Annotated in this window: 19 protein-coding genes; 8 read left to right on the top strand and 11 right to left on the bottom strand. The window is 64.2% G+C overall.

Going from position 1 to position 24,249, the window contains the following annotated elements:
- Nucleotides 1-332: 332 nt before the first annotated feature.
- Nucleotides 333-1,397 carry an Mrp/NBP35 family ATP-binding protein gene (locus tag BLQ71_RS22215; protein WP_074623298.1) on the bottom strand — a complete coding sequence of 355 codons (1,065 nt, stop codon included), beginning with the start codon at nt 1,395-1,397 and terminating at the stop codon, nt 333-335.
- Between the two features lie 224 nt (nt 1,398-1,621).
- On the opposite strand from BLQ71_RS22215, the gene BLQ71_RS22220 reads away from it, so the two are divergent.
- Nucleotides 1,622-1,840 (top strand): DUF1127 domain-containing protein, encoded by a 219-nt coding sequence (locus BLQ71_RS22220; RefSeq protein ID WP_043137743.1) that lies wholly within the window; start codon nt 1,622-1,624, stop codon nt 1,838-1,840.
- Nucleotides 1,841-2,664: 824 nt separating this feature from the next.
- Nucleotides 2,665-5,844: a valine--tRNA ligase gene (locus BLQ71_RS22225; protein ID WP_074623299.1), complete on the top strand. Its 3,180-nt coding sequence runs from the start codon at nt 2,665-2,667 to the stop codon at nt 5,842-5,844.
- 131 nt (nt 5,845-5,975) lie between these two features.
- Here the strand turns inward: BLQ71_RS22225 and BLQ71_RS22230 are convergent, their stop codons facing one another.
- From BLQ71_RS22230 to metZ, 5 genes are all read right to left on the bottom strand, one after another.
- Complete coding sequence (locus tag BLQ71_RS22230; protein ID WP_074623300.1) at nt 5,976-7,562, bottom strand: 5-guanidino-2-oxopentanoate decarboxylase; 1,587 nt, start codon at nt 7,560-7,562, stop codon at nt 5,976-5,978.
- Complete coding sequence (locus BLQ71_RS22235) at nt 7,562-9,010, bottom strand: TrkH family potassium uptake protein (RefSeq protein ID WP_043137749.1); 1,449 nt, start codon at nt 9,008-9,010, stop codon at nt 7,562-7,564. Before BLQ71_RS22235 ends, BLQ71_RS22230 begins: the two co-directional genes overlap by 1 nt.
- Before the next feature lie 70 nt (nt 9,011-9,080).
- Nucleotides 9,081-9,308, bottom strand: coding sequence for a hypothetical protein (locus tag BLQ71_RS22240; RefSeq protein ID WP_043137751.1), 228 nt, complete (start codon nt 9,306-9,308; stop codon nt 9,081-9,083).
- A gap of 154 nt (nt 9,309-9,462) precedes the next feature.
- Nucleotides 9,463-10,563, bottom strand: a complete 1,101-nt coding sequence (gene folE2, locus BLQ71_RS22245; RefSeq protein ID WP_074623301.1) for a GTP cyclohydrolase FolE2 — start codon at nt 10,561-10,563, stop codon at nt 9,463-9,465.
- A gap of 121 nt (nt 10,564-10,684) precedes the next feature.
- Entirely contained in the window at nt 10,685-11,878 is a 1,194-nt protein-coding gene (metZ, locus tag BLQ71_RS22250; RefSeq protein ID WP_074623302.1) for an O-succinylhomoserine sulfhydrylase, read from the bottom strand.
- A 253-nt stretch (nt 11,879-12,131) separates the two neighbouring features.
- Between metZ and BLQ71_RS22255 the strand changes: the two genes are divergently transcribed.
- Nucleotides 12,132-13,040: a T6SS effector phospholipase Tle3 domain-containing protein gene (locus BLQ71_RS22255; protein WP_083342341.1), complete on the top strand. Its 909-nt coding sequence runs from the start codon at nt 12,132-12,134 to the stop codon at nt 13,038-13,040.
- 121 nt (nt 13,041-13,161) lie between these two features.
- Nucleotides 13,162-15,045: a monovalent cation:proton antiporter-2 (CPA2) family protein gene (locus BLQ71_RS22260; protein WP_043137762.1), complete on the top strand. Its 1,884-nt coding sequence runs from the start codon at nt 13,162-13,164 to the stop codon at nt 15,043-15,045.
- Nucleotides 15,046-15,114: 69 nt separating this feature from the next.
- Here the strand turns inward: BLQ71_RS22260 and BLQ71_RS22265 are convergent, their stop codons facing one another.
- From BLQ71_RS22265 to BLQ71_RS22285, 5 genes are all read right to left on the bottom strand, one after another.
- The gene (locus BLQ71_RS22265) at nt 15,115-15,621 is read right to left on the bottom strand and encodes a CarD family transcriptional regulator (protein ID WP_043137763.1); all 507 of its coding nucleotides are present in this window, start codon (nt 15,619-15,621) and stop codon (nt 15,115-15,117) included.
- Nucleotides 15,622-15,897: 276 nt separating this feature from the next.
- Nucleotides 15,898-16,236 carry a ferredoxin FdxA gene (gene fdxA, locus BLQ71_RS22270; protein WP_043137766.1) on the bottom strand — a complete coding sequence of 113 codons (339 nt, stop codon included), beginning with the start codon at nt 16,234-16,236 and terminating at the stop codon, nt 15,898-15,900.
- A 55-nt stretch (nt 16,237-16,291) separates the two neighbouring features.
- Nucleotides 16,292-16,672, bottom strand: coding sequence for an RNA-binding S4 domain-containing protein (locus BLQ71_RS22275; RefSeq protein ID WP_074623304.1), 381 nt, complete (start codon nt 16,670-16,672; stop codon nt 16,292-16,294).
- Nucleotides 16,673-19,636 carry a helicase-related protein gene (locus BLQ71_RS22280; RefSeq protein WP_074623305.1) on the bottom strand — a complete coding sequence of 988 codons (2,964 nt, stop codon included), beginning with the start codon at nt 19,634-19,636 and terminating at the stop codon, nt 16,673-16,675.
- A 58-nt stretch (nt 19,637-19,694) separates the two neighbouring features.
- Nucleotides 19,695-20,246 (bottom strand): tetratricopeptide repeat protein, encoded by a 552-nt coding sequence (locus BLQ71_RS22285; protein ID WP_308421271.1) that lies wholly within the window; start codon nt 20,244-20,246, stop codon nt 19,695-19,697.
- 89 nt (nt 20,247-20,335) lie between these two features.
- Between BLQ71_RS22285 and BLQ71_RS22290 the strand changes: the two genes are divergently transcribed.
- Genes BLQ71_RS22290 through BLQ71_RS22305 form a run of 4 tightly spaced genes read left to right on the top strand, consistent with a single transcriptional unit; the run spans nt 20,336 to nt 24,247 of the window.
- Complete coding sequence (locus tag BLQ71_RS22290) at nt 20,336-20,626, top strand: SCP2 sterol-binding domain-containing protein (RefSeq protein WP_043137772.1); 291 nt, start codon at nt 20,336-20,338, stop codon at nt 20,624-20,626.
- Nucleotides 20,626-21,588: an alpha/beta fold hydrolase gene (locus tag BLQ71_RS22295; RefSeq protein WP_043137775.1), complete on the top strand. Its 963-nt coding sequence runs from the start codon at nt 20,626-20,628 to the stop codon at nt 21,586-21,588. The genes BLQ71_RS22290 and BLQ71_RS22295 overlap by 1 nt, the downstream gene beginning before the upstream one ends.
- Before the next feature lie 59 nt (nt 21,589-21,647).
- Complete coding sequence (locus tag BLQ71_RS22300; RefSeq protein WP_074623306.1) at nt 21,648-22,658, top strand: ligase-associated DNA damage response exonuclease; 1,011 nt, start codon at nt 21,648-21,650, stop codon at nt 22,656-22,658.
- Nucleotides 22,655-24,247 carry an ATP-dependent DNA ligase gene (locus BLQ71_RS22305; RefSeq protein ID WP_074623307.1) on the top strand — a complete coding sequence of 531 codons (1,593 nt, stop codon included), beginning with the start codon at nt 22,655-22,657 and terminating at the stop codon, nt 24,245-24,247. The genes BLQ71_RS22300 and BLQ71_RS22305 overlap by 4 nt, the downstream gene beginning before the upstream one ends.
- Nucleotides 24,248-24,249: the final 2 nt, after the last annotated feature.

The following is a 24,249-nucleotide window of genomic DNA, read 5'->3' on the forward strand; positions in this document are numbered from 1 at the left end:
CTGCCGCCCGCCCTTTGGCATCGCCACGCCTCCCCCGACCCCACGAAGCCCGCATGGGGACCGGGCAAGCCCTTGCCGGGGGGCCGCCGCTCGGGAAAATGCCCCGCCCGGACCGTCTTGTACAAAATGCTGATTTCCGCGTACGTTTTGTACGTTTTGTACAAACCGGCCCCGACCCGCTCGGTCCCCGGCCTCGCATGCGCCGCGCCCTGGCCAATCTTGAAAACCGGTTGCCCATCGCGAACCGCGTCCCGGCTTCTTCTTGGCAAAAATACCCCAACACGCGCCGCAGGCGCGCCCGCGACATCTGCCGCAGGCGCGCCCGGCGGGGATCAGACGATCCCCCCCTGGATCAGACGCTCGGCAAGTTGCGCATAGGCCTGGGAAATCGGCCCGTCGCCCATCGCCACCGGGGTGCCTCCGTCGCCGCCCAGCCGCGTGTCCAGGTCGATCGGCAGTTGCGCCAGCAGCGGCACGCCGATCTCTTCCGCCTCGGCCACCACGCCGCCATGACCGAAGATGTGGCTGTCCTTGCCACAATGCGGACAGGTGAACACGGCCATGTTCTCGATCAGCCCCAGCACCGGCGTTTTCAGCGTGGCAAAGGCGTCCAGAGCCTTGCGCGCGTCCAGCAGCGCCACGTCCTGCGGCGTCGACACCACGATGGCGCCCGCCACCTCGGATTTCTGGCACAGCGACAGCTGCACGTCGCCCGTGCCCGGCGGCAGGTCGACAATCAGCACATCCTGCGTGCCCCAGTCCACCTGCATCAACATCTGCTGAAGTGCGCCCATCAACATCGGGCCACGCCAGACCACCGCCTTGTCCTCTGCCAGCATCGACCCGATGGACATGACGGTGACCCCATGCGCCTTGAGCGGAATGATCGTCTTGCCGTCCGGGCTGGCCGGCTTGTCCGTCAGGCCGAACATGCGCGGCTGGCTGGGCCCGTGAATATCCGCATCCAGAAGGCCGACGCGCTTGCCCGCGCGCGCCAGCGCCACGGCCAGGTTGGCAGAGACGGTGGACTTGCCCACCCCGCCCTTGCCAGAGCCCACGGCGAGGATCGTCTTGACCCCTGCCGGTTTCATCACGCTGTCCTGCGGTTTCGGATGGCCGCCCATCTTCAGTTGTGGCGGCGCCTTGGATTCGGTCGGCGCGCTCAGCACCACGCTGGCCGAGGTCACCCCGGGCACCGCTTCGGTCGCCTTCTGCGCAATGGCGCGCAGCGGCTCCATCTGCCGTGCCAGTTCCGCGCTCGGCGCCTCGATGACAAAGCGCACCACGCCGTTTTCGACGCGCAACGCTCGAATCATGTCTCTGGAAATCAGGTTTCCCCCATCCGGCAGATCAACCCGCTCCAGCGCCGCCTCGACCGCGTCCTTCATTTCCGACATGTCTTACCCCGTGGTTTTGCCATTTTCAGTGGCGCTTCCCTTGCGTTAGCGCAACCTCAGATCATGCAGCTGCACAGCAATCAACCTTAACTGCCAAGAATTGAACAGTTTTCATATGCACTTTCTGCATAGCAGAAATGACGCCGTGGCCATTGTGCAGTCGCAGCATTTGCCCCATCTTTGTCGCAACCAAGGCAACGCACAGACACTGAGGCACGGAAATAATGGCACATGCAACGGCGAACATCACCAATGCCCAAAGCGGTTTGGGCGCCCGCATTTCCGGGCTGGTCGCAACCTTTCAGGCACGCCGCGCCCGCCGCCGGGTCTTTAAACAGACCTACGCAGAGCTGGCCTCGCTGAGCAACCGCGACTTGGCCGATCTGGGTCTGGCCCGCAGCGAAATCTCTCGCATCGCGTGGCAGGCCGCCAACGAGAACTAAGCCTTTCAGGCGGGACGCTCCTCCTCCCAGTCCCTCCTGTTCTGGTGCCGGCTCCACTCTCCTCCCTTTGGAGCCGGCACCCAAAAGTTTCGGGGCATGACCCCAACACCATATGCGGGTCCTCCTCCCATTCGGCCCGCAGACAGAGCGGCGACACCTCTCCTCCTCCCTGGTGTCGCCGCACGAAATTCAAGGGTCGCATGACCCGAACGTGATGTCGGATCCCTCTCCTCCTCCCTGGGATCTCGCATATGCGGCGGTGCCTCTCCTCCTCCCTGGCACCGCCGCGCAAGAATTCAGGGCCAAACGGCCCACAGATATGTCTGGTCCCTCTCCTCCTCCCTGGGACCTTTCATACGCGGCGGCACCTCTCCTCCTCCCTGGTGCCGCCGCACCAGATTTCCGGGCCTCGCGGTCCGAACAACATGTCGGGTCCCTCTCCTCCTCCCTGGGATCTTGCATAAGCGGCGGTGCCTCTCCTCCTCCCTGGCACCGCCGCATCAGAATTCCGGGTCGCGCGACCCGATCAATTTGTCAGGCCCCTCTCCTCCTCCCTGGGGTCTTTCAATGGCAGCGGCGCCTCTCCTCCTCCCTGGCGCCGCTGCCCAAATCAGTTTCGGGGCCCCTCTCCTCCTCCCTGGGGTTCCGTAGCCTCAGCCCGCGATGCACTGCATCGCGGGCTTTTTTCTGCGCTTTGGTCCGCCCGTAGGATGGGTGCTTGCACCCATAGCCCGCTCCGCCGGGAGCACGCGGCCACCGGCCCCCTTCCCCTTGGCGCGCCCTTGTCGTAGACCCACCGCCAACACTGGACGAGGACAAGACCCATGCCGCTGGAAAAGAGCTTCAACGCCGCCGAGGCCGAACCGCGCCTCACCCAGAAATGGCTCGACACCGGCGCCTTCCGCGCCGGCGCCAATAAGAGCCGCGTCGAAAGCTTTACCATCATGATCCCGCCGCCGAACGTGACCGGCGCGCTGCATGTGGGTCATGCCTTCAACAACACCCTGCAGGACATTCTGATCCGCTGGCACCGGATGCGCGGCTTCGACACGCTCTGGCAGCCCGGACAGGACCACGCCGGCATCGCCACGCAGCTGCAGGTCGAGAAGAAGCTGAAGGCCGAAAGCAACCTGCGCCGCACAGACCTGACGCGGCAGGAATTCCTCGACAAGGTCTGGGAATGGAAGGGCCAGTACGGCGGCACCATCGTCAACCAGCTGAAACGGCTGGGCTGTTCCTGCGACTGGGATCGCAACGCCTTTACGATGGCCGGCGCCCCTGGAGACCCCAAGACCGGGCATGAAAACAGCCCCAACTTCCACGACGCGGTCATCAAGGTCTTTGTCGACATGTACGACAAGGGACTGATCTATCGCGGCAAGCGGCTGGTCAACTGGGATCCGCATTTCGAAACCGCGATTTCCGATCTCGAGGTTGAGAACATCGAGGTCGCGGGCCACATGTGGCACTTCAAGTACCCGCTCGCCGGTGGCGAAACCTACGAATATGTCGAGAAGGACGAGGACGGCAACGTTACCCTGCGCGAGATGCGCGACTATATCTCGATCGCCACCACGCGCCCCGAAACCATGCTGGGCGATGGCGCCGTCGCCGTGCACCCGGACGACGAGCGTTATGCCTCCATCGTGGGCAAGCTCTGCGAGATCCCGGTCGGCCCAAAGGACCACCGCCGCCTGATTCCGATTATCACCGATGAATATCCCGATCCGGACTTTGGCTCCGGTGCGGTCAAGATCACCGGCGCGCATGACTTCAACGACTACCTGGTGGCCAAGCGCGGCGGCATCCCGATGTACCGTCTGATGGACACCCGCGGCCAGATGCGCGCCGACGGCGAAGCCTATGCCAAGGCTGCTGAAATCGCCATGCAGGTGGCAGAGGGCGACCGCGCCCTGACCGAGGCCGAGGCGGATTCGATCAACCTGGTCCCGGATCACCTGCGCGGTCTGGACCGCTTCGAAGCACGCGAAAAGGTCATCGCCGAGATCACCGCCGAAGGTCTGGCGGTCATGACCACCTCCGACGATCCGCGCCTTGGGCCGAAACCCAAGCTGAAGAAAGGCGAGGAAGAACCGCCCGTCACGCAGGTGCCGCTGGTCGAGGCCAAGCCGATCATGCAGCCCTTCGGCGACCGTTCCAAGGTGGTCATCGAACCGATGCTGACCGACCAATGGTTCGTCGATGCGGAAAAGGTCGTCGGCCCGGCGCTGGACGCCGTGCGCAACGGCGACATCAAGATCATGCCCGAGAGCGGCGAGAAGACATATTATCACTGGCTGGAAAACATCGAGCCCTGGTGCATCAGCCGCCAGCTGTGGTGGGGGCATCAGATCCCGGTCTGGTACGGGCTCGACCTCTCCGCCAGGTCCGGCAAGCAATACGACCAGGAAAACGACGGCGTGCTCGACCTCGTCGAGATGCGCGAGCTTCTGGACGACCAGCGCCTGCTGATCGGTGAAGAACGCCACCACGCCGCGCATGATTTCGACGCCGTCCGCGCGAAATTCGAGGATGTCCTGGCGGGCCTGCCCACGCCATTGAACCACGCCCGCGTGATCGAGGTCGAGGACCGGAATACCGCCGTGCACCAGTTCGCCGAGGCCCTCGCCCAGTACGAGGCGACGCAGGACCCGACGCAGCTTATCTACCCGGTCTGGCGCGAATCCGACGTGCTCGACACCTGGTTCTCCTCCGGTCTCTGGCCGATCGGCACGCTGGGTTGGCCCGAGGACACCGAGGAAATGCGCCGCTATTTCCCGACCTCGGTTCTGATCACCGGCTTCGACATCCTGTTCTTCTGGGTTGCCCGGATGATCATGATGCAATTGGCCGTCGTGGATCAAAAACCCTTCCACACCGTCTACCTGCACCAGCTCGTCCGCGACGAGAAGGGCAAGAAGATGTCCAAGACCACTGGCAACGTCATCGACCCGCTTGAAATCGTGGACGAATACGGCGCGGACGCGCTGCGCTTCACCAATGCGGCGATGGCCTCCATCGGTGGCGTGCTGAAACTCTCAGTCGACCGGATCGCAGGCTACCGCAACTTCGGCACCAAGCTCTGGAACGCGTGCCGCTTTGCCGAGATGAACCAGGTCTTTGACACGCACAAGTCCAGCTCCGACCCGGCATTTGCCCCCACGGCCCAGCAGACGGTCAACCGCTGGATCATCGGGGAAACCGCGCGTGTGCGGGAAACCGTTGATGCGGCCCTGACCGATTACCGGTTCAACGACGCGGCCAACGCGCTTTACAGCTTTGTCTGGGGCAAGGTCTGCGACTGGTATGTCGAGTTCTCCAAGCCGCTTTTCGGCTCTGAGGACGCTCAGGTGGTGGCCGAGACCCGCGCCACGATGGCCTGGGTTCTGGATCAATGCCTGATCATGCTGCACCCGGTCATGCCCTTCATCACCGAAGAGCTTTGGGACACGCTGGGCACGCGCGACGGCATGCTGGTTCACACCGACTGGCCGACCTATAGCGCCGCCAAGGTCAGCGATGCCAAGGCCGATGCGGAAATGTCCTGGGTGATCTCGCTGATCGAAGGCGTGCGCTCGGCCCGGTCGCAAATGCATGTACCGGCGGGGCTTTATGTGCCGATGCTGGTCAAGGGCATCGGCGCCGAGGAACAGGCCGCCTGGGACCGCAACCAGGCGCTGATCCTGAAACTGGCCCGGATCGAGGGGCTGACCTCGGTCGATGACTTCCCCAAGGGCTGCGTGACGGTTCCCGTGGGCCAGGCCACCTTTGGCCTGCCCTTGGCCGACATCATCGACGTGGGCGAAGAAAAGGCCCGGCTGGAAAAATCGCTGGGCAAGCTCGCCAAGGAGATCGGTGGCCTGAAGGGTCGGCTGAACAACCCCAAGTTCGCCGAAAGCGCCCCGCCCGAGGTGGTCGAGGAAGCACAGGAAAACCTTGCCGCCCGGATGGGCGAAGAGGCCAAGCTGAAAGAGGCACTCGCCCGGCTGGCCGAAATCGGCTGAACCGGTTTGACCGCCGACCGGGCGCCTCCGGTGCCCGGTCACAGCTTCTTTGGTTTTCCAAATACCTCGGGGGAGTCGACCGCAGGGAGACGGGGGCAGAGCCCCCTCTCTTCCCCGCTGCCCGCGCGAACCTAGAACAGCGCCTGCGTCATCCGGATCAGCGTCGGCCCGTCCGCCTCGAAGGCCGCCGTCACCGCCCGCTGCAGCCCGGCCAGGCTCGCCGGTTCCACCGCTCCTGCCCCATAGGCCCGGGCCAACGCCAGAAAATCCGGGTTGCGCGCCACAACCGCGTTGGGCTCGATCTGGGCGCTCACCATGTTCTCACGGATCTCGCCCAGTGCACCGTTGTCCCAGACCAGGATCGGCAGCGGCAGGCCCAGTTCCACCGCCGTCCCCAGTTCAGGCAGCGTGTATTGCAGTCCATAGTCCCCGAGGATCGCACAGGTCGGCAAACCGGGTCGGCCGACGGCGCCACCGATGGCAGCAGGCAGCGCATAGCCCAGAGTGCCGAAGCCGCTGGGATGATGCCAGTGACCGGGCCGGGGCATGTCCCAGACCTCCAGCGCGCCATAGGCAAACTGGGTCATGTCGGAATAGATCATCGCCTCTGCCGGCATGACCGCCTGCAGTGCCTCTGACAGTTCCACCACGCCGGGCCGTTCCGCCCGGACCTGTGCCTTCCAGCGCGCCCGCGCCGCCGCCACCACTTCCGCGTCCCAGCACGGCGGACGGTCATCGTTGCGCGCCGGGATAGCGATGGTCATCGCCCGGATCAGCGCCGCGGCATCCCCGACAAGCCCAAGATCCCCGGCCCGCAAATCGGACAGGACCGCCGGATCCAGGTCCACCCGGATCATTCGCCCCGAATGACCCAGCTCGTCACGCCAGAGATCGACCTCGGACAGCTCCGTCCCCAGCGCGACCACCAGATCCGCTTGCGCGGCCACTTCCGCGCTTTCGGGCCGCGCCAGCGAACTGCCGAAGAACAGCGGCTGATCCGCCGGCACGATCCCCCGGCCTGCATAGGTGACAAAGCTGGCCGCCCCGGTCTGCTGCAACAGCTCCGGCACATGCGCCGCCCCCGAGACCGCACCGCCCCCAAAGATGAACAGCGGTTTTTCCGCCTCGCTCAGCGCGTCGATCACCGCGTAGATCTGGTCGTGGGTCAGATGCGGGCGCTCTGGCCGCAGAGGCGGTTCCGGGGCAGGCTCGGCCGGCGCGCCCAGGGCCGCGATCGGCATGTGCAGGGCCTTGGGCCGGGGCCGCGCGCTGGCGAACTCGCCAAAGGCGCGGTCGATTAAGGCATAGACAGCCGCGGGCTTCCCCGCCTCCTCGGACCAGTCGCAGACCGTGGCCCCCGCCGCGCGCTGGTCGCGCATCTGGTGCAGCTGTCCCCGCCGGGCCGCCGTTTCGTCCAGGCAGGAGGCCAGCGCCAGCACTGAAACGCTGTCGGAATAGGCCTGTCCCAGCGCCGTCATTGCGTTCAGGAACCCGGGGCCCGTGATCAGGTAGCAGACACCGGGCCGTCCGGTCGCCCGCGCATAGCCATCGGCCATGAACCCGGCGCCCTGCTCGTGACGGGCGAGGACATGGGTGATCCCGGCCTCCTCGATGCCACGATACATCTCGATGTTGTGCACGCCGGGGATGCCGAAGATCACCTCGACCCCGCGCGCCTTGAGAGAATGGCTGACCTGTGCGCCAAGGGGTTTCGTCATCATGCCCTCCAGAAGCCGATGGTAAAGAGTGCGAAGACCGCCAGGATTTCAAGCCGCCCCACCAGCATGGCAAAGCTGAGTATCCATTTCGCCGTGTCGCTGAGGCTGGAAAAATTGCCCGCCGGTCCGATCGTGTCTCCCAGTCCCGGGCCAATGTTGGCAATGGCGGTCGCTGCCCCGGACACCGAGGTGATGAAATCAAGGCCCGTCAGGCTGAGCGCGACGGACAGGACGCCCAGCGACACCACGAAAAAGACGAAGAAGCTCATGACCGAGCTCAAGACGTCCGGCCCCACCGGGCGCCCCTGGTAACGCGGCACAAAGACCCCGTGCGGCGCGCGGATGCGGCGCAACTGCACCCGGATCGAGGCAAAGAGCAACTGGTAGCGGAAGATCTTGACGGAGCAAGCCGTGGACCCGGCGCAGCCGCCGATCAGCCCGATGAAAAAGAACATGGCGATCAGGAAAGGTCCCCAACTCATGTAGTCGACGCTGGCATATCCGGTGCCCGAGATGATCGAGGTGATGTTGAACAGCGCCTCGCGCACGGCCTGTTCAGGATGATGCGGAAAGATCGACAAGAGCGTGATCGAGGTCACGACCACCAGGGTTCCGATGATGGCGAGAAAGGTCAGTACCTGGCTGTCGGACAACAGGACGAACCTGTGCCCCGCTACCATTTGGACGTAGCGCACGAATGGCAGCGCGGCGAGAATCATGAAGACAGAAGCGACATATTCCGCCGGCCCGGAGAACGTGCCGAAGCTGGCGTTGTAGTTTGAAAAACCGCCGGTCGAGACGGTGGTCATCGCATGCACCGTCGCGTCAAAGGCGTTCATGCCGCAAAGCAGGTAGCTGATCGTGCAGAACAGCGTAAGCGAGATGTAGATCGAAGAGATCGAGGCCGAAATCTGCGTCGCCCGGGGCAGGATCTTGCCCATCGTGTCGAAAGCCTCGGATCGAAAGATCTGCATCCCGCCGACCCGCAACTCCGGCAGAAAGACCATCGCGACGACGATGATCCCGATCCCCCCCAGCCATTGCAGCAATCCCCGCCACAGCAGCAGCCCCTTGGGCAATCCGTCAAGGTTCGTCAGAACGGTCGACCCGGTGGTGGTCAGGCCCGACATCGCCTCGAAAAAGGCATCGGTATAGCTGACCCCTGTGGCCCCCAGGACAAAGGGCAGCGCCCCGAAGACCGGCAGCGCCACCCAGACGCCCGTGGTCAGCAGGAACGTCTGTTGCAGGGTCAGCCCCTTCTTGACCGCGTTGGCACAGGACAAAGACGTCAGCCCGCCCGCCAGCATGGTGATGCTTGCGCTTTCAAGGAAGACCGGCCATTCACCCCGCCCCTCTGCCAGGTCGACCACGAGCGGCAGCAACATGCAGGCACCAAGGCAGGCGACCAGCAGGCCGATCACATAGGCGACGGGGCGAACATCGAACATGAGACGGAGCGTTGGCCCGCCGGTGCAGGACTGTCAAGCGCCCTGCGCACCCTTGCCGCAACGCCGTCCGTCAGGCGGCCAGAAGGTCGCGAAAGACGAAGGACAGGATATCGTCGCGCGCGATGCCCAGAGCGGCAAGTTCCGCGTCCGACGCGCATTCCAGGGCAATGATCTGCCGCAACTTGGCCCTGCGAAGCTGTCCCGGGTTCATCCCGAACCCCACTTCGGACAGGAAGACATCGATCCGGCTGTTGAGGGACCTGTGGCCCATCCCGATCTGAACATTGTCGCGTGTCATGACTGGAAACCTTATCCTGCGTGGCCGGTTTCCTCCCTGCGGTTTACCCTCTCACAAAAGAGGTAACCAATCCATGAAAGCGCCGAACGTTGCCGTGAGGCGCCAGTCGCTGCACAAAGGCGCGGCAGGGCCAGCGGCCCTGCCGCCTATTCCATCAGCCGACGTGAAACAGGGTCGAGAAGAGCTTGGGGTCCAAGCTTTCTGCCGCGAAAAGATCGCCCTCGGTCAGGACGGAGACCGCGTCGTGGCTGTGCAGGCTTTCCTGGTGGCTGGCGACCACGCGGTAATCCCCGACACGCGCGTCCGCCTGCAGCTGCTCCGCGAACAGACGGGCGGCATCCTCCACAAAGATCGGGTTGGCCGCGTTCAGTTCGGCAAAGGCCTGTTCGTCCTCACGCTTGACCATAACCTGCGTCTCTGTCGGGACGGCGCGGCGACACATGTCCACCACGTCCTCGAACCAGAGGCACTCCCCTTCCTTGACCTCGACGGAAATACGCGCAACCGAACGTTGCGAATGCGGCGTGGCCAGCTGCCCACGCGTCCGTCGCGCATGTTCCGACAATTCCAGAGAGCACGGGCAGGTCGAGGAATAGACATAGTCAAGGTGCATGACCTTGCGGCGCACGCCGTCCTGTTCCACCAGTTCCAGAGCAATGTCATAGTACTGGTAGCCCGACAGGCCCGACCGCAGGCTTTCGACCTTCATCGGAAAGGAGAAGCGCATGTTGATGCGGGCATCAAAGCTTTCCAGGTCACTCTTGTAATCGTCCAGCGCCGCCTCGATCACCTCGAAGCTGAAGGTCTTGTCCGCATGGGCATAGAAGGACCGCATGATGCGGCTCATGTTGATGCCCTTCTTGTCGGCCTCCAGGCTGACGGTGCCGGTCACGCTGGTTTCCAGGTGCAGGTCGCCATTGTCGCGGGTGTGATACTGGATCGGCAGGCGAAAGTTGGAAATGCCCACGTGCTGAATGGCACGATTCGCCCCACGAATCAGCGAGGACGGCCCATTCTGCAGGTCCGGCAAACCCGCCTTGTAGTCAGAATCGACGCTGAAATTGTCCGGGTAGGCACGCGACAGCGCCGGATAGGAATCCGGCGCCGAATCGGGTGCAAGACGAGCCACGAGGGGATCCAGCGCCTCGATCTCGGCGTCCTGCGCCTTCGAAGCCCAGCGACGCAGCAATTCCAGTGCTTCTGCCGCCTCTTCCTGGCTGGGCTTCCGATCGATTTCCGGTGTGTGGACGTTCATGGCCACCCCTTTCGAGCATGTCTTCGACGCTTAACCTAGGAATTGTTCACATCAATTCCAATCTCGAAATAGTATACGTCGCCAAGCGAAGCCCGGATCACTCGCGGGCGGCACATGGCCGTCAGACCGCGTCCAGCGCCTGCAGAACGTCCCGAACGAGATCCTCGGGGTCCTCGATCCCCACCGACAGCCGGATCATCCCGTCACCGATGCCCAAAGCCGCGCGTTGTTCGGGTTTCAGACGCTGGTGCGTGGTGGTCGCCGGATGGGTCGCGATGGATTTGGCATCGCCGAGGTTGTTCGAGATGATGACCACCTGCAGCGCGTTCAACATGCGAAAGGCTGCCTCCTTGCCGCCCTCGACCTCGAAGGCGATAAGGGTGCCGCCAGCGCCAAGCTGCTGTTGGGCAAGTCCGTTCTGCGGATGGCTGGCATGCCCCGGATAGATCATCCGCGATACCTTGGGATGATCCACCAATGCCTCCGCCAAGGCCACGGCGCCCTCGGTCTGGGCGCGGACGCGCAGTTTCAGCGTCTCCAGCCCCTTCAGCATCACCCAGGCGTTGAATGGGCTCATCGAACCGCCCGTGTGCTTCATGTAGGGTTCGACCACGCCGCGAATATGCTCACGGGTGCCAAGGATCACGCCGCCCAGGCAGCGGCCCTGCCCGTCGACATGCTTGGTCGTGGAATAGACAACCAGGTCAGCGCCTTGCGCGATGGCCTTCGAGTAGATCGGCGTCGAAAAGACGTTGTCAACGATGACCGTGGCACCCACCTTGTGGGCCAGGTCCGCGACCCCGGCGATGTCCACCAGTTGCAGTGTCGGGTTCGACATGCTCTCGAAGAAGACCGCCTTGGTGTCGGGGCGCAGCGCCGCTTGCCACTGAGACAGGTCCTCACCATCGACAAAGGTCACTTCGACCCCGTAGCGCGTCAGCACCTCTTCGAGAACGTAGAGACAGGAACCGAACAGCGCCTTGGCGGAGACGACGTGATCGCCGGCCCGCAGCATCGAGGTCAGCGCGCCGCTGACCGCCGCCATGCCACTGGCACAGGCGAATCCGTCCTCGGCCCCTTCCAGAAGCGCCATGCGCTCTTCGAACATCGCCACGGTAGGGTTGCCGTAGCGGGCATAGATGAATTCGTCTTCGCCCGCCTTGAGAAAGCGCGCCTCCGCCGCCTCGGCAGTGTCATAGACGAATCCCTGCGTCAGGAAGATCGCTTCGCTGACCTCGCCCCACTGGCTGCGTTTGGTGCCGCCGTGCACAAGGTTCGTCGCCTTGCCGTGCGCCTGTTTCTCTTCGATGCTCATGGGTCCACTCCCAACAAAAAAGCCCCGATCGCGGTCAAGCGAAAGGAGCCTTCCGTCTGACCTCTTTAGCGGAATTTCAAGGGGCGATGCCCTCCGTGGCCCGCAATCCGGTAACAAATCGCCACGGGCGTTGGCATAGAGACGTTAAGATCACATTGCAAGGGCGTCACGACGTTGTAACCCGCTCTTCACGATACCGTCGCAGCATTGAGGTAGGGCCACGCACAAGATGTAGTGGGACGCTGCCATGCCAATGCTACGGATCACAGTCATCGAACATGAGGCCCGCCTGCATGGCGGCACTGCCCCCCTGCTGCCCGCGCTCGCCGATGCGCTGGCAACCGATTCCGGGCCGGTCACGATCATGGTGCATGGCTACAAGTACCAGCCCGGCCACCCCGTGCACTGTCCACATGCCTCGTTGATGTCCCCAGCCCCGCGCGCCAAGGACCGCCGGGTCGTCAGCTGGCCCGACCGTCTGGGCCTTCAGGGGCGTGTCGCCATATCCTTTGGCTGGCAGGCGCGCGGCTCGATCTGGGCGGCACACCGTCGCGCAGCTTTGGCGGGAGAGGCGCTGGCGGCGCTTGTGCGCGAGGTTCGCCGCCTGGCCCCGCGGCGCCCGGTCAATGTCATCGCCCACTCGCTTGGTGCCCGGGTTGCCCTTGCGGCAGTGCGTGCAGGCGCCCCCGGCACCATCACCCGCGCCGTCCTTCTGGCTGCGGCGGAATACGGCGCGGTGGCGCGTTATACGCTGGACAGCGCAAGGGGCTGTCGGACGCAGGTCCTGAACGTCACCAGCCGCGAAAACGACCTGTTCGATTTCATGCTGGAACGGTTGGTGCCTCCGACGCATCCGGGTGACCGGATGTTGGGGCATGGTGGCGTAGACCTGCCGCAAATGGTGACGTTGCAGCTCGACGATGAACAAAGCTTAACAGCCCTGCGCCGCCTGGGCTTTCCGATCGCACCACCGCAACGCCTGATCTGCCACTGGTCGCCGTACCTGCGCGAGGGCGTCTTTCCGCTCTACCGCGCCATCCTGAGCGGCACCCTACCGATGGACGACCTTCGGGCGGTCCTGCCCACCGCCTGCGCCCCACGCTGGTCGCGTTTGCGCCCACGGTTGCCGCGCCCGCAACCACCATTGGTGCCCGCCGAGTAACCCGCCGCTGCCTCATATAGGGCAACCTGCCCGTATTGCAGGCAGATTTCACATGTCTCCGGTTGCCTCTCCGGCCTTCCCCGGCCCAATATGGAAGAGTAGCCAACCAGCGGAGAAGCGTGTGGACTCCTTTCTTTTTCAGGCTTCTGTCTTTCTTCTTGCCGCAGTGATCGCTGTGCCTCTCGCAGCGCGCCTGGGGCTGGGCTCGGTACTTGGCTACTTGCTGGCCGGACTTGTGATCGGACCCGGACTCGGGCTGATCGTGGCGACGGACGACATCCAGCATTTTGCCGAATTCGGCGTGGTCATGATGCTGTTCATCATCGGGCTGGAGCTGGAACCCCGCGCGCTCTGGGACATGCGGCATCGTCTGATCGGCCTCGGCGGATTGCAGATCGTGCTGACCACTTCGGCCATCCTCGCCGGGGGCATGGCGCTTGGCTTGGCCTGGCCGACGGCCCTGGCCGTGGGCCTCGCGCTGGCGCTGTCGTCGACTGCCATCGTGCTGCAGACGCTAAATGAAAAGAACCTGATGCAGACCAATGGCGGGCGATCCGCCTTTTCGGTTCTTCTGACGCAGGACATCGCGGTGATCCCGATCCTGGTCATCCTGCCGCTTTTGTCGATACCCGCCTTCGTCAGTCCGGGAACCTTCCTGCAAGAGAACTCCGACCACGGAGATCACGGCACAGACGCGCATCACGCGGCCATGTCCCTGGTCGAAGGCCTGCCCGGCTGGGGTGCTGCGCTGGTGACGCTGGCAGTGATCGCCGCGATCATCCTTGCCGGTGTCTATGGGGCCCGCCCCCTGTTCCGTTACATCCACGCCGCGCATCTGCCCGAGATGTTCACCGCCGTCGCCCTGCTGATCGTGATCGGCATCGCCTTTCTGATGATGCTGGTCGGCCTGTCTCCGGCGCTTGGCACCTTCCTGGCAGGGGTTGTCCTTGCCAACTCCGAGTTCCGGCACGAGCTTGAATCGGACATCGAACCCTTCAAGGGTCTGCTGCTGGGGCTGTTCTTTATCACCGTGGGCGCCGGGATCGATGTCGAGTCGCTGTTGCGCGAGCCCATGACCATCCTCGGGCTGGCGCTGGCAGTGATCCTGGTCAAGGGCATCGTGCTTTATGGTCTGGGGCGCGCCTTTGGGCTGCGCAAGCGCGGGCTGTGGCTGTTCACGCTGGGCCTGGCCCAGGCCGGCGAGTTCGGTTTTGTCCTGATCTCCTTCGGTCGTCAGCAAAGCGTCTTTTCCGCCGATCTCGGCGGTCGGCTTTTGCTGATCATCGCCATGACCATGTTGATCACCCCCCTGCTCTTCCTTCTGTTCGACTATCTCAACAAGGGGTTCAGCAAGCTCACCGAAAGCGCCGAGGAAGACGCCATCGACGAAGAAGGCCCGGTGCTGATCGCGGGGATCGGGCGCTTTGGCCAGATCGTCAATCGTCTCGTGCGTTCTGCGGGGCACCGTACCGTGGTGCTTGACCATGACATCAAGACGATCCAGCTGATCCGGCGGTTCGGGGTCAAGGGCTTCTTCGGCGATCCCACGCGGCCCGAACTCTTGCACGCCGCCGGGATAGATTCCGCGCGTGTCTTGGTGGCAGCCCTGGACGATCCCAAGGCCACGACCAAGCTGGTGGCCTATGCCCGCCGCATCCGCCCCGATCTGCACATCGTCGCCCGCGCACGGGACCGGACGCACGTCTATGCGCTCTACCAGGCGGGGGCAAATGACATCGTGCGCGAGATGTTCGACAGCAGTCTTCGTGCCGGCCGGTACGTTCTGGAAAACGTCGGTATGAGCGAATTCGAAGCCGCCATTGCGGAAGAAACCTTCTATCACCATGACCGACGTACCATCCGCGAGCTGGCCCAGCTCTGGGATCCGTCGATTCCCCCGGCCGAGAACGCCGCCTATGTGGCCCGCTCGAAGGAGTTGGAACGCGAGTTGGAGACGGAACTCTACACCGCGCTCACCGAACGCGGAAAGCAGGACGCGGCATAGGCGGCAACCGGAAACGAAAAAACCGCGCCCCGGGGGACGCGGTCAGTTCATTTCCGTTTCGCAGGTCGCTTACGCGGCGCGCAGACCCAGAACTTCGTCCACCTGCTTGGCGGCGGCGGCCTCGTCGCCGGAAACGGCGGCGATTTCGCGGGTCAGACGCTCCAGCGCGGCTTCGTACAGCTGACGCTCAGAATAGCTCTGCTCGCGCTGGTCGTCGGCGCGGTGCAGGTCGCGCACCACCTCGGCGATGGCGATCAGATCACCCGAGTTGATCTTCTGCTCATACTCCTGGGCGCGGCGCGACCACATCGCGCGCTTGACCTTGGCCTTGCCCTTGAGGGTCTTCATGGCCTCGTTCACAACGTCCGGGGACGACAGCGACCGCATTCCGACTTCGGTGGCCTTGTGCGTCGGCACGCGCAGGGTCATCTTGTCCTTCTCGAAGGAGATCACGAAGAGTTCGAGGCTGATCCCGGCGATCTCCTGCTTTTCGATGGACACGATCTGGCCTACGCCATGCGCCGGGTAAACCACATAGTCATTGGGACGGAAGTCGTTTTTCTTGGTCTTGGTCATATAGGTCGTTCCTCGCAACTCATCAGTTGACTAGGCGACAAAAAAGACGACCGGGGATCGCTGGATTCCCGCTCATCTCATGTCATACAGTCTGGTTATGCCCCGTAGGGACGTCGGGCGTTACGCCCCGAACGTGCAGTCATCATGTGAACAACATGTATAGCATAGAATACGAAAGCATCCTAGCGCCCTCACGAAGTGAGGTTTACCAGTTGAATATCAGGGATTTAGGCAAGAAATTCCATGCCCTGCCAAAAGCGACGGAGCGAATCGTTCTTAACCGCCCTCGCCCGGTGTCTCGGAGAAGTACTTCTCCAGCTTGCCGCTTTCACCGTCACGTTCCTCGGCCTCGGGCAGCGGATCCTTCTTGGAGATGATCACCGGCCAGAGTTCCGCGTACTTGCGGTTGAACTCGACCCATTTCTCCATGTCCGGCTCGGTGTCCGGGCGGATGGCGTCGGCAGGGCATTCCGGCTCGCAGACACCGCAGTCGATACATTCGTCGGGGTGGATCACCAACATGTTCTCGCCCTCGTAGAAGCAATCCACAGGGCACACCTCGACGCAGTCGGTGTATTTGCAGGCAATGCAAGCATCGTTGACGATGTAGGTCATGAGCTTCTGGTTCCTCGCGGCGCGCTTTTGCGCCTAGCTAATCCAGCGGTCCGGATCATTCAAGCGCCGAGGGGCGCGACTTGTCCAATGCGCGGCGGTCTTTCTTGGTCGGGCGACCGCCGCCCTCATAGCGCGGCGCCCGCGGTTCACGCTCGCGTGGCTTGGGCGGATCGAGATCCTCGTAGAGCGCCTGCGCCTCAGGCGCAGGCCCGCGCCGCTCTCCGGGCGCGACAATTCGGATCACCCGCACGTCGCGTTCCTTGGGGAAGGTCAGGATGTCCCCCGGCCCCACCATGAAGGCAGGTTTCGCCACCGGCGAGCCGTTCACACGGCAATGACCGCCCGATACAAGCTTGGCCGAAAGCGAGCGCGTCTTGAAGAACCGCGCATGCCAGAGCCACTTGTCTAGGCGGATCTTGGCGGGGCCTTCCCCCATTCAGGTCTTGTCCTTGAGCCCCATGAGCGCTGCCGCAAAGGGGTTGTCCGGATCAATCGGCTTGTCCTTCTTGGGCGGGCGCGCCTCGAACTTGCGGCCACCACCGTCGCGCGGCGGCTTGCCCTTCGGCTTGCCGCCCTTGCCACGGGGACGGTCGCCGCCCTTGTTGTCCTGCCGGTCGCCGCGCTGCGGACGTCCGCCGCCCTTGGCGCCGTCGCCGCCGCGCGCATCGCGCCGGGGCTTGCCCCCGCCACGCCGCTGGTTGCCGCGATTGCCGCCCCAGGTGAAGGAATAGAAGATCTCAATCTCGGGACCGGCCAGCGCCTCGTCCGGGGCCTCGCCCGGGGTCAGCTCTTCTTCGGGCGTCTCGGACACCGGGCTCTCGGCCACGGGTTCAGCGGGCTCGGCGGAAACCGGCGCCTCGCCCTCGTCTTCCAATTGCGCCACCGGCGCGGCCACATCGGCCGGCTCCGGCGTTTCACCTGCGTCCGGGCTGACGCCTGCGGGCTCTTCGCCCGCTGCGTCCATGACCGGCTTGTCGTCAGCCGGCGCCCCTGCCTCACCTGCAACCACCGCATCGGCGGGTTTGACCTTTTCGCGCTCTCCCTTTTCGGCGCGATAGCCCAGGCCCTGCATCAGGTCGGCGAACTGTTCCAGCGTCATGCCAGTGATCGACAGCATGTCGGCCTTGGCCTCGAATCCGCCGCGGCTGTCCTCGGCGCGCAGCATGTCGGCCAGACGTTCCAGCATGTCGATGCGGATCGCCCGGGCGCCGGATTTACGGTAGCCCGCCAGCGTGTAATGCTGCGCCGGCACCTCGTCCATGTTCGGCACCGTGACCAGCCCCGGCGGCGGCGCCTCGGGGAACTCGTCCAGCCCGTTGGCCAACGACCACAGCACCAGCCGCAGCCGCGTCGGCGCCGGTTTCAGCAGCAGCGGCATAAAGATCGTGTATTGACCGAACCGCACACCGTGCTTGCGCAGCGAGCCGCGCGCATCCTGGTCCAGCGCCTTGACGTCATCGGCCACCTGCGACCGCGGGATCACGCCCATCTGTTCGACCATCTGGAAGGCAAATCCGCGCGCCAACCCGGTCAGGGCCTCGTCGTCGCGCATTTTCAGCAGCGGCTCGAACAGCGCCGCGATCTTGCGGTCCATGAAATGCTGCAACCGGCGCGTGACCTTCTCGGCCACGTCATGCCCGGCCTCGTCGTCGACGAATGCCACCACGCGCGGCTTGAGCGGATCGTCGCCCTTGGCCAGTTTGCCGACCGCCTGGTCGCCCCACATCAACCCACCCTGTTCGGTAAAGTCGATCTCGGTATCGGGCGCGTTGTAGAATCGGTCGGCGCGCAGGTGGAAATGCGGTGTCAGCGCCTGCAGGCTTGCCTGGCGCAGCGTCTTGGCCTCCTGGCCTGTCGCATCCTTGTCCTGCCGGAACCGGAACCCCTCGAGCCTGCCGACGAGATGACCTTCGACGGTGACTTCACCCTGATCGTTCACTTCGGCCAAGAGGGCCTCCTTCTGTTTCAACCGGCGCAGTAGAACACTGGTGCGCCGGTCTACAAATCTCTGCGTCAGACGCTCGTGCAGGGCATCCGACAGGGCGTCTTCTACAGCGCGCGTTCGCCCGCGCCAATGGTCTTCGTCCGCGACCCAGCCCTTTCGCTGAGCCACATAAGTCCATGTGCGGATATACGCCAGCCGTTTCGACAATGTGTCAATGTCGCCATCGGTCCGGTCGATCCTGTTGACCTGTCGGGCCAGGAAATCATCGGGCACGCGTCCGTTTTGATGCAAGTGCCCAAAGATAACGCCCAAAAGGCCCGCGTGTTCCGCCGGCGAAATTCCGCGGAAATCGGGGATTCGGCAGACATCCCACAACAGTTGCACCGATGCCGTGTCCGAAGCCCGGGCGCGCACCTCTGCCTCGGAGGCCAGGGCACGCAGCGCGCGCAGGTCATCGGCCTCGCGCGCCTTGGTCAGCATCTCGTGGTCCGGCGAGGCGTCCAGGCTGGCATCCAGCGCGTCGATGGATCCGAAGCGGAGCGCGGAACTGCGCCAGTTCAGTTTCTTCAGCGGGGTGAAGGAATGGTTGCAGATCGCCTCTGCCCATTCGTCCGGGATCGGCCCCGTATCGCCGGTGACGCCGAAGGTGCCGTTCGACATGCCGCGCCCTGCCCGCCCCGCGATCTGTGCCAGCTCGTTCGGTTGCAGCGGGCGCATCCGCCGCCCGTCGAATTTCGTCAGCGAGGAAAAGGCAACATGGTCGATGTCGAGGTTCAGGCCCATGCCGATGGCATCTGTCGCCACCAGGTAATCCACCTCGCCATTCTGGTAGAGGTCGACCTGCGCGTTGCGTGTCCGGGGTGACAGCGCCCCCATGACCACGGCCGCCCCGCCCTTCTGCCGTTTCAGCAGTTCCGCGATGGCATAGACATTGTCGACGCTGAAACCGACGATGGCGGTCCGCGCCGGCAGGCGGCTGATCTTTTTCGAGCCGGTATAAACAAGCTGGCTCATCCGTTCGCGACGGACGTATTCCACCCCCGGCACCAGCGCCCCGATGGGTCCGCGCATCGTGTCGGACCCCAGGAACAGGGTCTCATGCGTGCCGCGCATCCGCAGCAGGCGGTCGGTAAAGACATGGCCGCGTTCTGGATCGGCGCAAAGCTGGATCTCGTCGATTGCGACGAAATCCGTGCCCATGCCCTCGGGCATCGCCTCGACCGTGCAGACCCAGTATTTCGCCCGTGGCGGAACGATCCGTTCCTCGCCCGTCACCAGCGCCACCACAGACGGGCCGCGGATCGCCACGATCTTGTCGAAAACCTCGCGCGCAAGCAGGCGCAGCGGCAGTCCGATCACGCCGGTGCGATAGCCAAGCATCCGCTCGATGGCGTAGTGGGTCTTGCCTGTGTTGGTCGGGCCGAGAACGGCCGCGATCCGGGAATTCTGGGCCATTGGGCCGCCTATGTCTCAGGCGCCCCGCACCTGTCGGCGCGGCGCCTCTCTTGCCTCGTCAGAGCGTGATGCCGATGGCCCTGCGCTCGAGCCGCTCCATCGCCTTCTGGACGTCGGGATCATGCGGCCTGAGTTCAAGTACCTTCTCGAAGGCGCGATAGGCAAGGGCCGGTTTTCCGACCTGTTCATTGATCGCCCCGACCCCGCGCAGCGCCGCGAAATGGTTTGGATTCAGCGCCAGAACCCTTTCCAGGGCGTCCATCGCCGGGCCGAACTTCTCGGCCCCGAAATAGGCCAGCGCAAGCCCGTGCCACCCTTCGGCGAAATCCGGCGCATGGTCCGTCAGGGCGCGGAAATGCTCGATCGCGGCCTTGTGGTTCTTGACCTCCAGCGCATCACGCCCGCGCTTCAAGAGCAGGTCCATGCTGGCCGAACCTGACTTGGACCACTCGGCGATCAGCTGGTTTTCCAGCCGCTGCGCGGCGGTCGCGGTCTCGGCCTCCTGCAGCTCTGCAAGCAGCTCTGCCGAGCGATCTTCCGCCCTCCCGAGGGAGGGTAGGGAAATCATGACTAGGGCGCAAAATGCCGCGAGGATACGTTTGTAATCCATATGTGCCGTCCTCATAACTTGGGCTGAGTGTAGCGTCTGAACGCCAGTTGGCCAGCGCACGATTATGAGAGCAAGCTTTAGGAGCGAAAATGAGCGACACAGTCAACGCGGCCGTCAAAGCCCTGAATGAAAAAATGGGCGGAAACGGGTTCGACGGAACCGCGAAAATGACCATTGAGGACGAAGGCAGCCTGATCATCGACGAAAACGGCGCACATGCCGGTGACGAGTCCGCAGATGTGACCATGACCGCCAGCGCCGACACCTTCCTTGCCATTGTCGAAGGCGATCTGGACCCGACCTCGGCCTTCATGTCCGGCAAGCTTGCCATCGAGGGCGACATGTCCGCCGCCATGCGCCTCGCACAGGTCCTGGCCTGATGAACGCCGTTCCCGCGCCCTTCCACGCCGATCTTGCAGAAGGTCCGGCAGACGCCCGTGCCTGGTGGATGACCACCTCGGACGGGCTGCGTGTGCGCATCGCGCATTATGGCAGCAACGGGGCGCGGGGCACGGTTTTCATGTTCCCCGGCCGGACCGAATACGTCGAGAAATACGGCCGTGTCAGCCGCCATCTTTCAGATGCCGGCTATCATGTCCTTGCCATCGACTGGCGCGGACAGGGGCTGGCCGACCGGATGCTGGACGAACGCCGCACCGGCCACGTCGGCGTCTTCGAGGACTACCAGCGCGATGTCGCCAGCATGGTGCAACTGGCCGACGACCTCGGCCTGCCCGGCCCGCGCCACCTGATCGGCCATTCGATGGGCGGCTGTATCGGGCTCCGCGCTGTCTCTGACGGTCTCGACGTGGCCTCCTGCGTGTTTACCGGCCCGATGTGGGGCATCCGCATCGCCGACCCGGTCCGCCCCGCCGCCTGGGCGATCTCGCGGATGTCGAAAACCGTGGGCCTGGGCCATCTCTTTGCACCGGGCACCGGGGCCGACAGCTACATCGCCTCCAACGCCTTTGACGACAACCTGCTGACCACCGACACCGAGCAATGGGATTACATGCGCCGCCAGGTGCTGGCGATCCCCGAACTGCAACTGGGCGGCCCCTCGTTACACTGGCTGCACGAGGCGCTTGCCGAAACCCGCCGCCTGGCCCGACGTCCCTCTCCGAAACAGCCCTGCATCTGCTATTGCGGCACCAACGAACGTATCGTCGACATCGACCGCATCCGCTCGCGCATGGCGCGATGGCCGAACGGGCGCCTCGACATGGTCGAGGCCGGTGAGCACGAGATCCTGATGGAAAGCCCGCATATCCGCGAACGCGTCCTGTCCGAGATCGTCGCGCATTTCGACAGCGCAACAGACCGGACCGCCCTGCGCGCCTGAGGCAACCTCCCGAAAATCCGGCACTGGCCCGACGGCGGAAACCGCCTATCCTCAGCCGCATGAGCCAGCCCGTCCTCACCTTCACAGATCGCGGCATCTACTGCCCCGCAGGCGATTTCCATATCGACCCCTGGCGCCCGGTCGACCGTGCGCTGATCACCCACGGCCATGCCGATCACGCCCGCCCCGGCCATGCCGCCTACCTGGCCACGGACGGCGCCCTGCCCGTCATCCGCCACCGCCTGGGCGAAATCGCGGCCGAGGGCATCGCCTATGGCGAAGCGCGACAGATCGGCGGCGCGCGCGTCTCATTTCATCCCGCCGGCCACCTGCCCGGCTCGGCCCAGATCCGGGTCGAGGTGGATGGCCAGGTCTGGGTCGTCTCGGGCGATTACAAGGTGGTGGACGACGGCCTGTCGGAACCTTTCGAGCCGGTTCCTTGCCATGCGTTCATCAGCGAATGCACCTTCGGCCTGCCCGTCTTCACCTGGCCCTCGCAGAAAGACGTCGCGGCGGAAATCAACGCCTGGTGGGCCGCCAATGCCGCCGAGGGCCGCACATCCATGCTGGGGGCTTATTCGCTGGGCAAGGCACAGCGTCTCATGTCCATGCTGGAGCCCCAGGGCCCGATCCTGACACATGGCGCTGTCGAGGCTACGAATGCCGTGCTGCGCGCGCAGGGCTACCCCTTGCCAGAGACCATTCAGGTCACGCCCGACACCGATGTAAAGGCCTTGAAAGGCGCTCTTGTCATCGCGCCGCCTTCGACCCTGGGCAGCACATGGGCGCGCAAATTCGGCCCCGCGTCGACCGGCTTTGCCTCTGGCTGGATGCGCCTGCGCGGCATCCGCCGCCGCCGGGGCATGGACCGCGGGTTCGTCATATCCGATCATGCCGACTGGCCCGGCCTGCAAGAGGTCATCAAGTCCACGGGCGCGGAATCCATATATGTCACGCATGGTTACACGGAAATCTTCTCGCGCTGGCTGAACCAGCAGGGCTATGATGCCGCCATCATCCCGACAGAGTTCGGAGGCGAAGATGACGCCGAGGGCGGGACCGCGTCATGAAACGCTTTGCCCGGCTGTTCACCGAGATCGACCAAACCACGAAAACTACCGTCAAAACAAAGGCCTTGGCCGATTACTTTACCCAGGCACCCGAGGCAGACAAGCTCTGGTGCATCGCGCTTTTCTCGGGCCGCCGCCCGAAACGGGCCGTGACCACCACCAACCTGCGGGAATGGGCGGCCGAACGGGCGGGCATCCCCCTTTGGCTGCTCGAGGAATCCTATCCCATCGTCGGCGACCTGGCCGAAACCATCGCCCTGGTCCTGCCTCCTCCGGCGCAGGCCTCAGATCACAGTTTATCACATTGGATCAATGCGCTGCGCGGCCTTCATGATGTTTCCCTGGACGAGCGGAAACCGCGTATCCTGAACGCCTGGGACCAGCTCGACACCACCGAACGGTTCCTGTTCAACAAGCTCATCACCGGCGGCTTTCGGATCGGCGTCAGCCGCAAGCTGATGACCCGCGCCCTGGCCCAGGCGACCGGCCAGGACGAGGCAGTGCTGGCGCACAAGCTGATGGGCGGATGGACACCCGAAACCACCAGCTACCACGCCCTGATCGAGGCAGAGGACCCTGCCGCCGACCAGAGCCGTCCCTATCCCTTCTACCTCGCCTACCAGCTGGACGAGGCGCCAGTAACGCTTGGCGCCCCGGAAGACTGGCAGGCGGAATGGAAATGGGACGGCATCCGCGGCCAGTTGATTCTGCGCGAGCAGGCCCATCACGTCTGGTCACGCGGCGAGGAACTGATGACCGATCGTTTCCCCGAATTTGCCCGCGCTGCCGACTTCCTGCCACCCGGCACCGTGCTGGACGGCGAGATCGTGGCCTGGGAAGGCACGCAGCCCATGCCCTTCAGCGCATTGCAACCGCGCATCGGGCGCAAGACGGTGCCGAAGAAACTGCTGCGCGAGGCGCCGGTGATCCTGCTGGCCTACGATTTGCTGGAAGAAAACGGTGCCGACCTCCGGGATGTACCGCTCTCCACGCGCCGTGCACGGCTCGACGCGCTCTTGGCCGACCTGCCCTCCGACGCGCCGGTGCGGGCCTCTCCCGTCGTGCCTTTCGCAGACTGGTACGCACTGGCAGTGACCCGCGCGAAGGCCCGTGATTTCCGCGCCGAGGGCCTGATGCTGAAGCGCCGCGACAGCCCCTATCTGTCGGGCCGCAAGAAGGGTGACTGGTGGAAATGGAAGTTGGACCCGCTGACCGTCGACGCGGTGATGATCTACGCCCAGCAGGGCCACGGTCGCCGCGCCAACCTGTTCACCGATTTCACCTTTGCCGTCTGGCAGGGCAACGAACTGGTCCCTTTCACCAAGGCCTATTCAGGGCTGACGGACAAGGAATTCGACGCGATCACGGCCTGGGTGCGCAAGAACACCCAGCAACGCTTTGGTCCCGTGCGGCAGGTGCGCCCCGAACATGTTTTCGAGATCGCCTTTGAGGGCATCCAGCCCAGCCCGCGCCACAAGTCGGGCCTGGCCCTGCGGTTTCCGCGCATGTCGCGCTGGCGTCACGACAAAACCCCGCAGGACGCCAACACGCTGGACGATCTGCGGGCGCTCCTGGCAGCCTACGGCTGACG

Source organism: Antarctobacter albus (assembly GCF_900101505.1).
GTDB lineage: Bacteria > Pseudomonadota > Alphaproteobacteria > Rhodobacterales > Rhodobacteraceae > Antarctobacter > Antarctobacter albus.

What these genes read in the sequence shown, in the direction of transcription:
- BLQ71_RS22215 (WP_074623298.1), bottom strand. Translation starts at nt 1,397, where the DNA reads ATGTCGGAAATGAAGGACGCGGTCGAGGCGGCGCTGGAGCGGGTTGAT.
- BLQ71_RS22220 (WP_043137743.1), top strand. Translation starts at nt 1,622, where the DNA reads ATGGCACATGCAACGGCGAACATCACCAATGCCCAAAGCGGTTTGGGC.
- BLQ71_RS22225 (WP_074623299.1), top strand. Translation starts at nt 2,665, where the DNA reads ATGCCGCTGGAAAAGAGCTTCAACGCCGCCGAGGCCGAACCGCGCCTC.
- BLQ71_RS22230 (WP_074623300.1), bottom strand. Translation starts at nt 7,562, where the DNA reads ATGACGAAACCCCTTGGCGCACAGGTCAGCCATTCTCTCAAGGCGCGC.
- BLQ71_RS22235 (WP_043137749.1), bottom strand. Translation starts at nt 9,010, where the DNA reads ATGTTCGATGTTCGCCCCGTCGCCTATGTGATCGGCCTGCTGGTCGCC.
- BLQ71_RS22240 (WP_043137751.1), bottom strand. Translation starts at nt 9,308, where the DNA reads ATGACACGCGACAATGTTCAGATCGGGATGGGCCACAGGTCCCTCAAC.
- folE2 (WP_074623301.1), bottom strand. Translation starts at nt 10,563, where the DNA reads ATGAACGTCCACACACCGGAAATCGATCGGAAGCCCAGCCAGGAAGAG.
- metZ (WP_074623302.1), bottom strand. Translation starts at nt 11,878, where the DNA reads ATGAGCATCGAAGAGAAACAGGCGCACGGCAAGGCGACGAACCTTGTG.
- BLQ71_RS22255 (WP_083342341.1), top strand. Translation starts at nt 12,132, where the DNA reads ATGCTACGGATCACAGTCATCGAACATGAGGCCCGCCTGCATGGCGGC.
- BLQ71_RS22265 (WP_043137763.1), bottom strand. Translation starts at nt 15,621, where the DNA reads ATGACCAAGACCAAGAAAAACGACTTCCGTCCCAATGACTATGTGGTT.
- fdxA (WP_043137766.1), bottom strand. Translation starts at nt 16,236, where the DNA reads ATGACCTACATCGTCAACGATGCTTGCATTGCCTGCAAATACACCGAC.
- BLQ71_RS22275 (WP_074623304.1), bottom strand. Translation starts at nt 16,672, where the DNA reads ATGGGGGAAGGCCCCGCCAAGATCCGCCTAGACAAGTGGCTCTGGCAT.
- BLQ71_RS22280 (WP_074623305.1), bottom strand. Translation starts at nt 19,636, where the DNA reads ATGGCCCAGAATTCCCGGATCGCGGCCGTTCTCGGCCCGACCAACACA.
- BLQ71_RS22285 (WP_308421271.1), bottom strand. Translation starts at nt 20,246, where the DNA reads ATGGATTACAAACGTATCCTCGCGGCATTTTGCGCCCTAGTCATGATT.
- BLQ71_RS22290 (WP_043137772.1), top strand. Translation starts at nt 20,336, where the DNA reads ATGAGCGACACAGTCAACGCGGCCGTCAAAGCCCTGAATGAAAAAATG.
- BLQ71_RS22295 (WP_043137775.1), top strand. Translation starts at nt 20,626, where the DNA reads ATGAACGCCGTTCCCGCGCCCTTCCACGCCGATCTTGCAGAAGGTCCG.
- BLQ71_RS22300 (WP_074623306.1), top strand. Translation starts at nt 21,648, where the DNA reads ATGAGCCAGCCCGTCCTCACCTTCACAGATCGCGGCATCTACTGCCCC.
- BLQ71_RS22305 (WP_074623307.1), top strand. Translation starts at nt 22,655, where the DNA reads ATGAAACGCTTTGCCCGGCTGTTCACCGAGATCGACCAAACCACGAAA.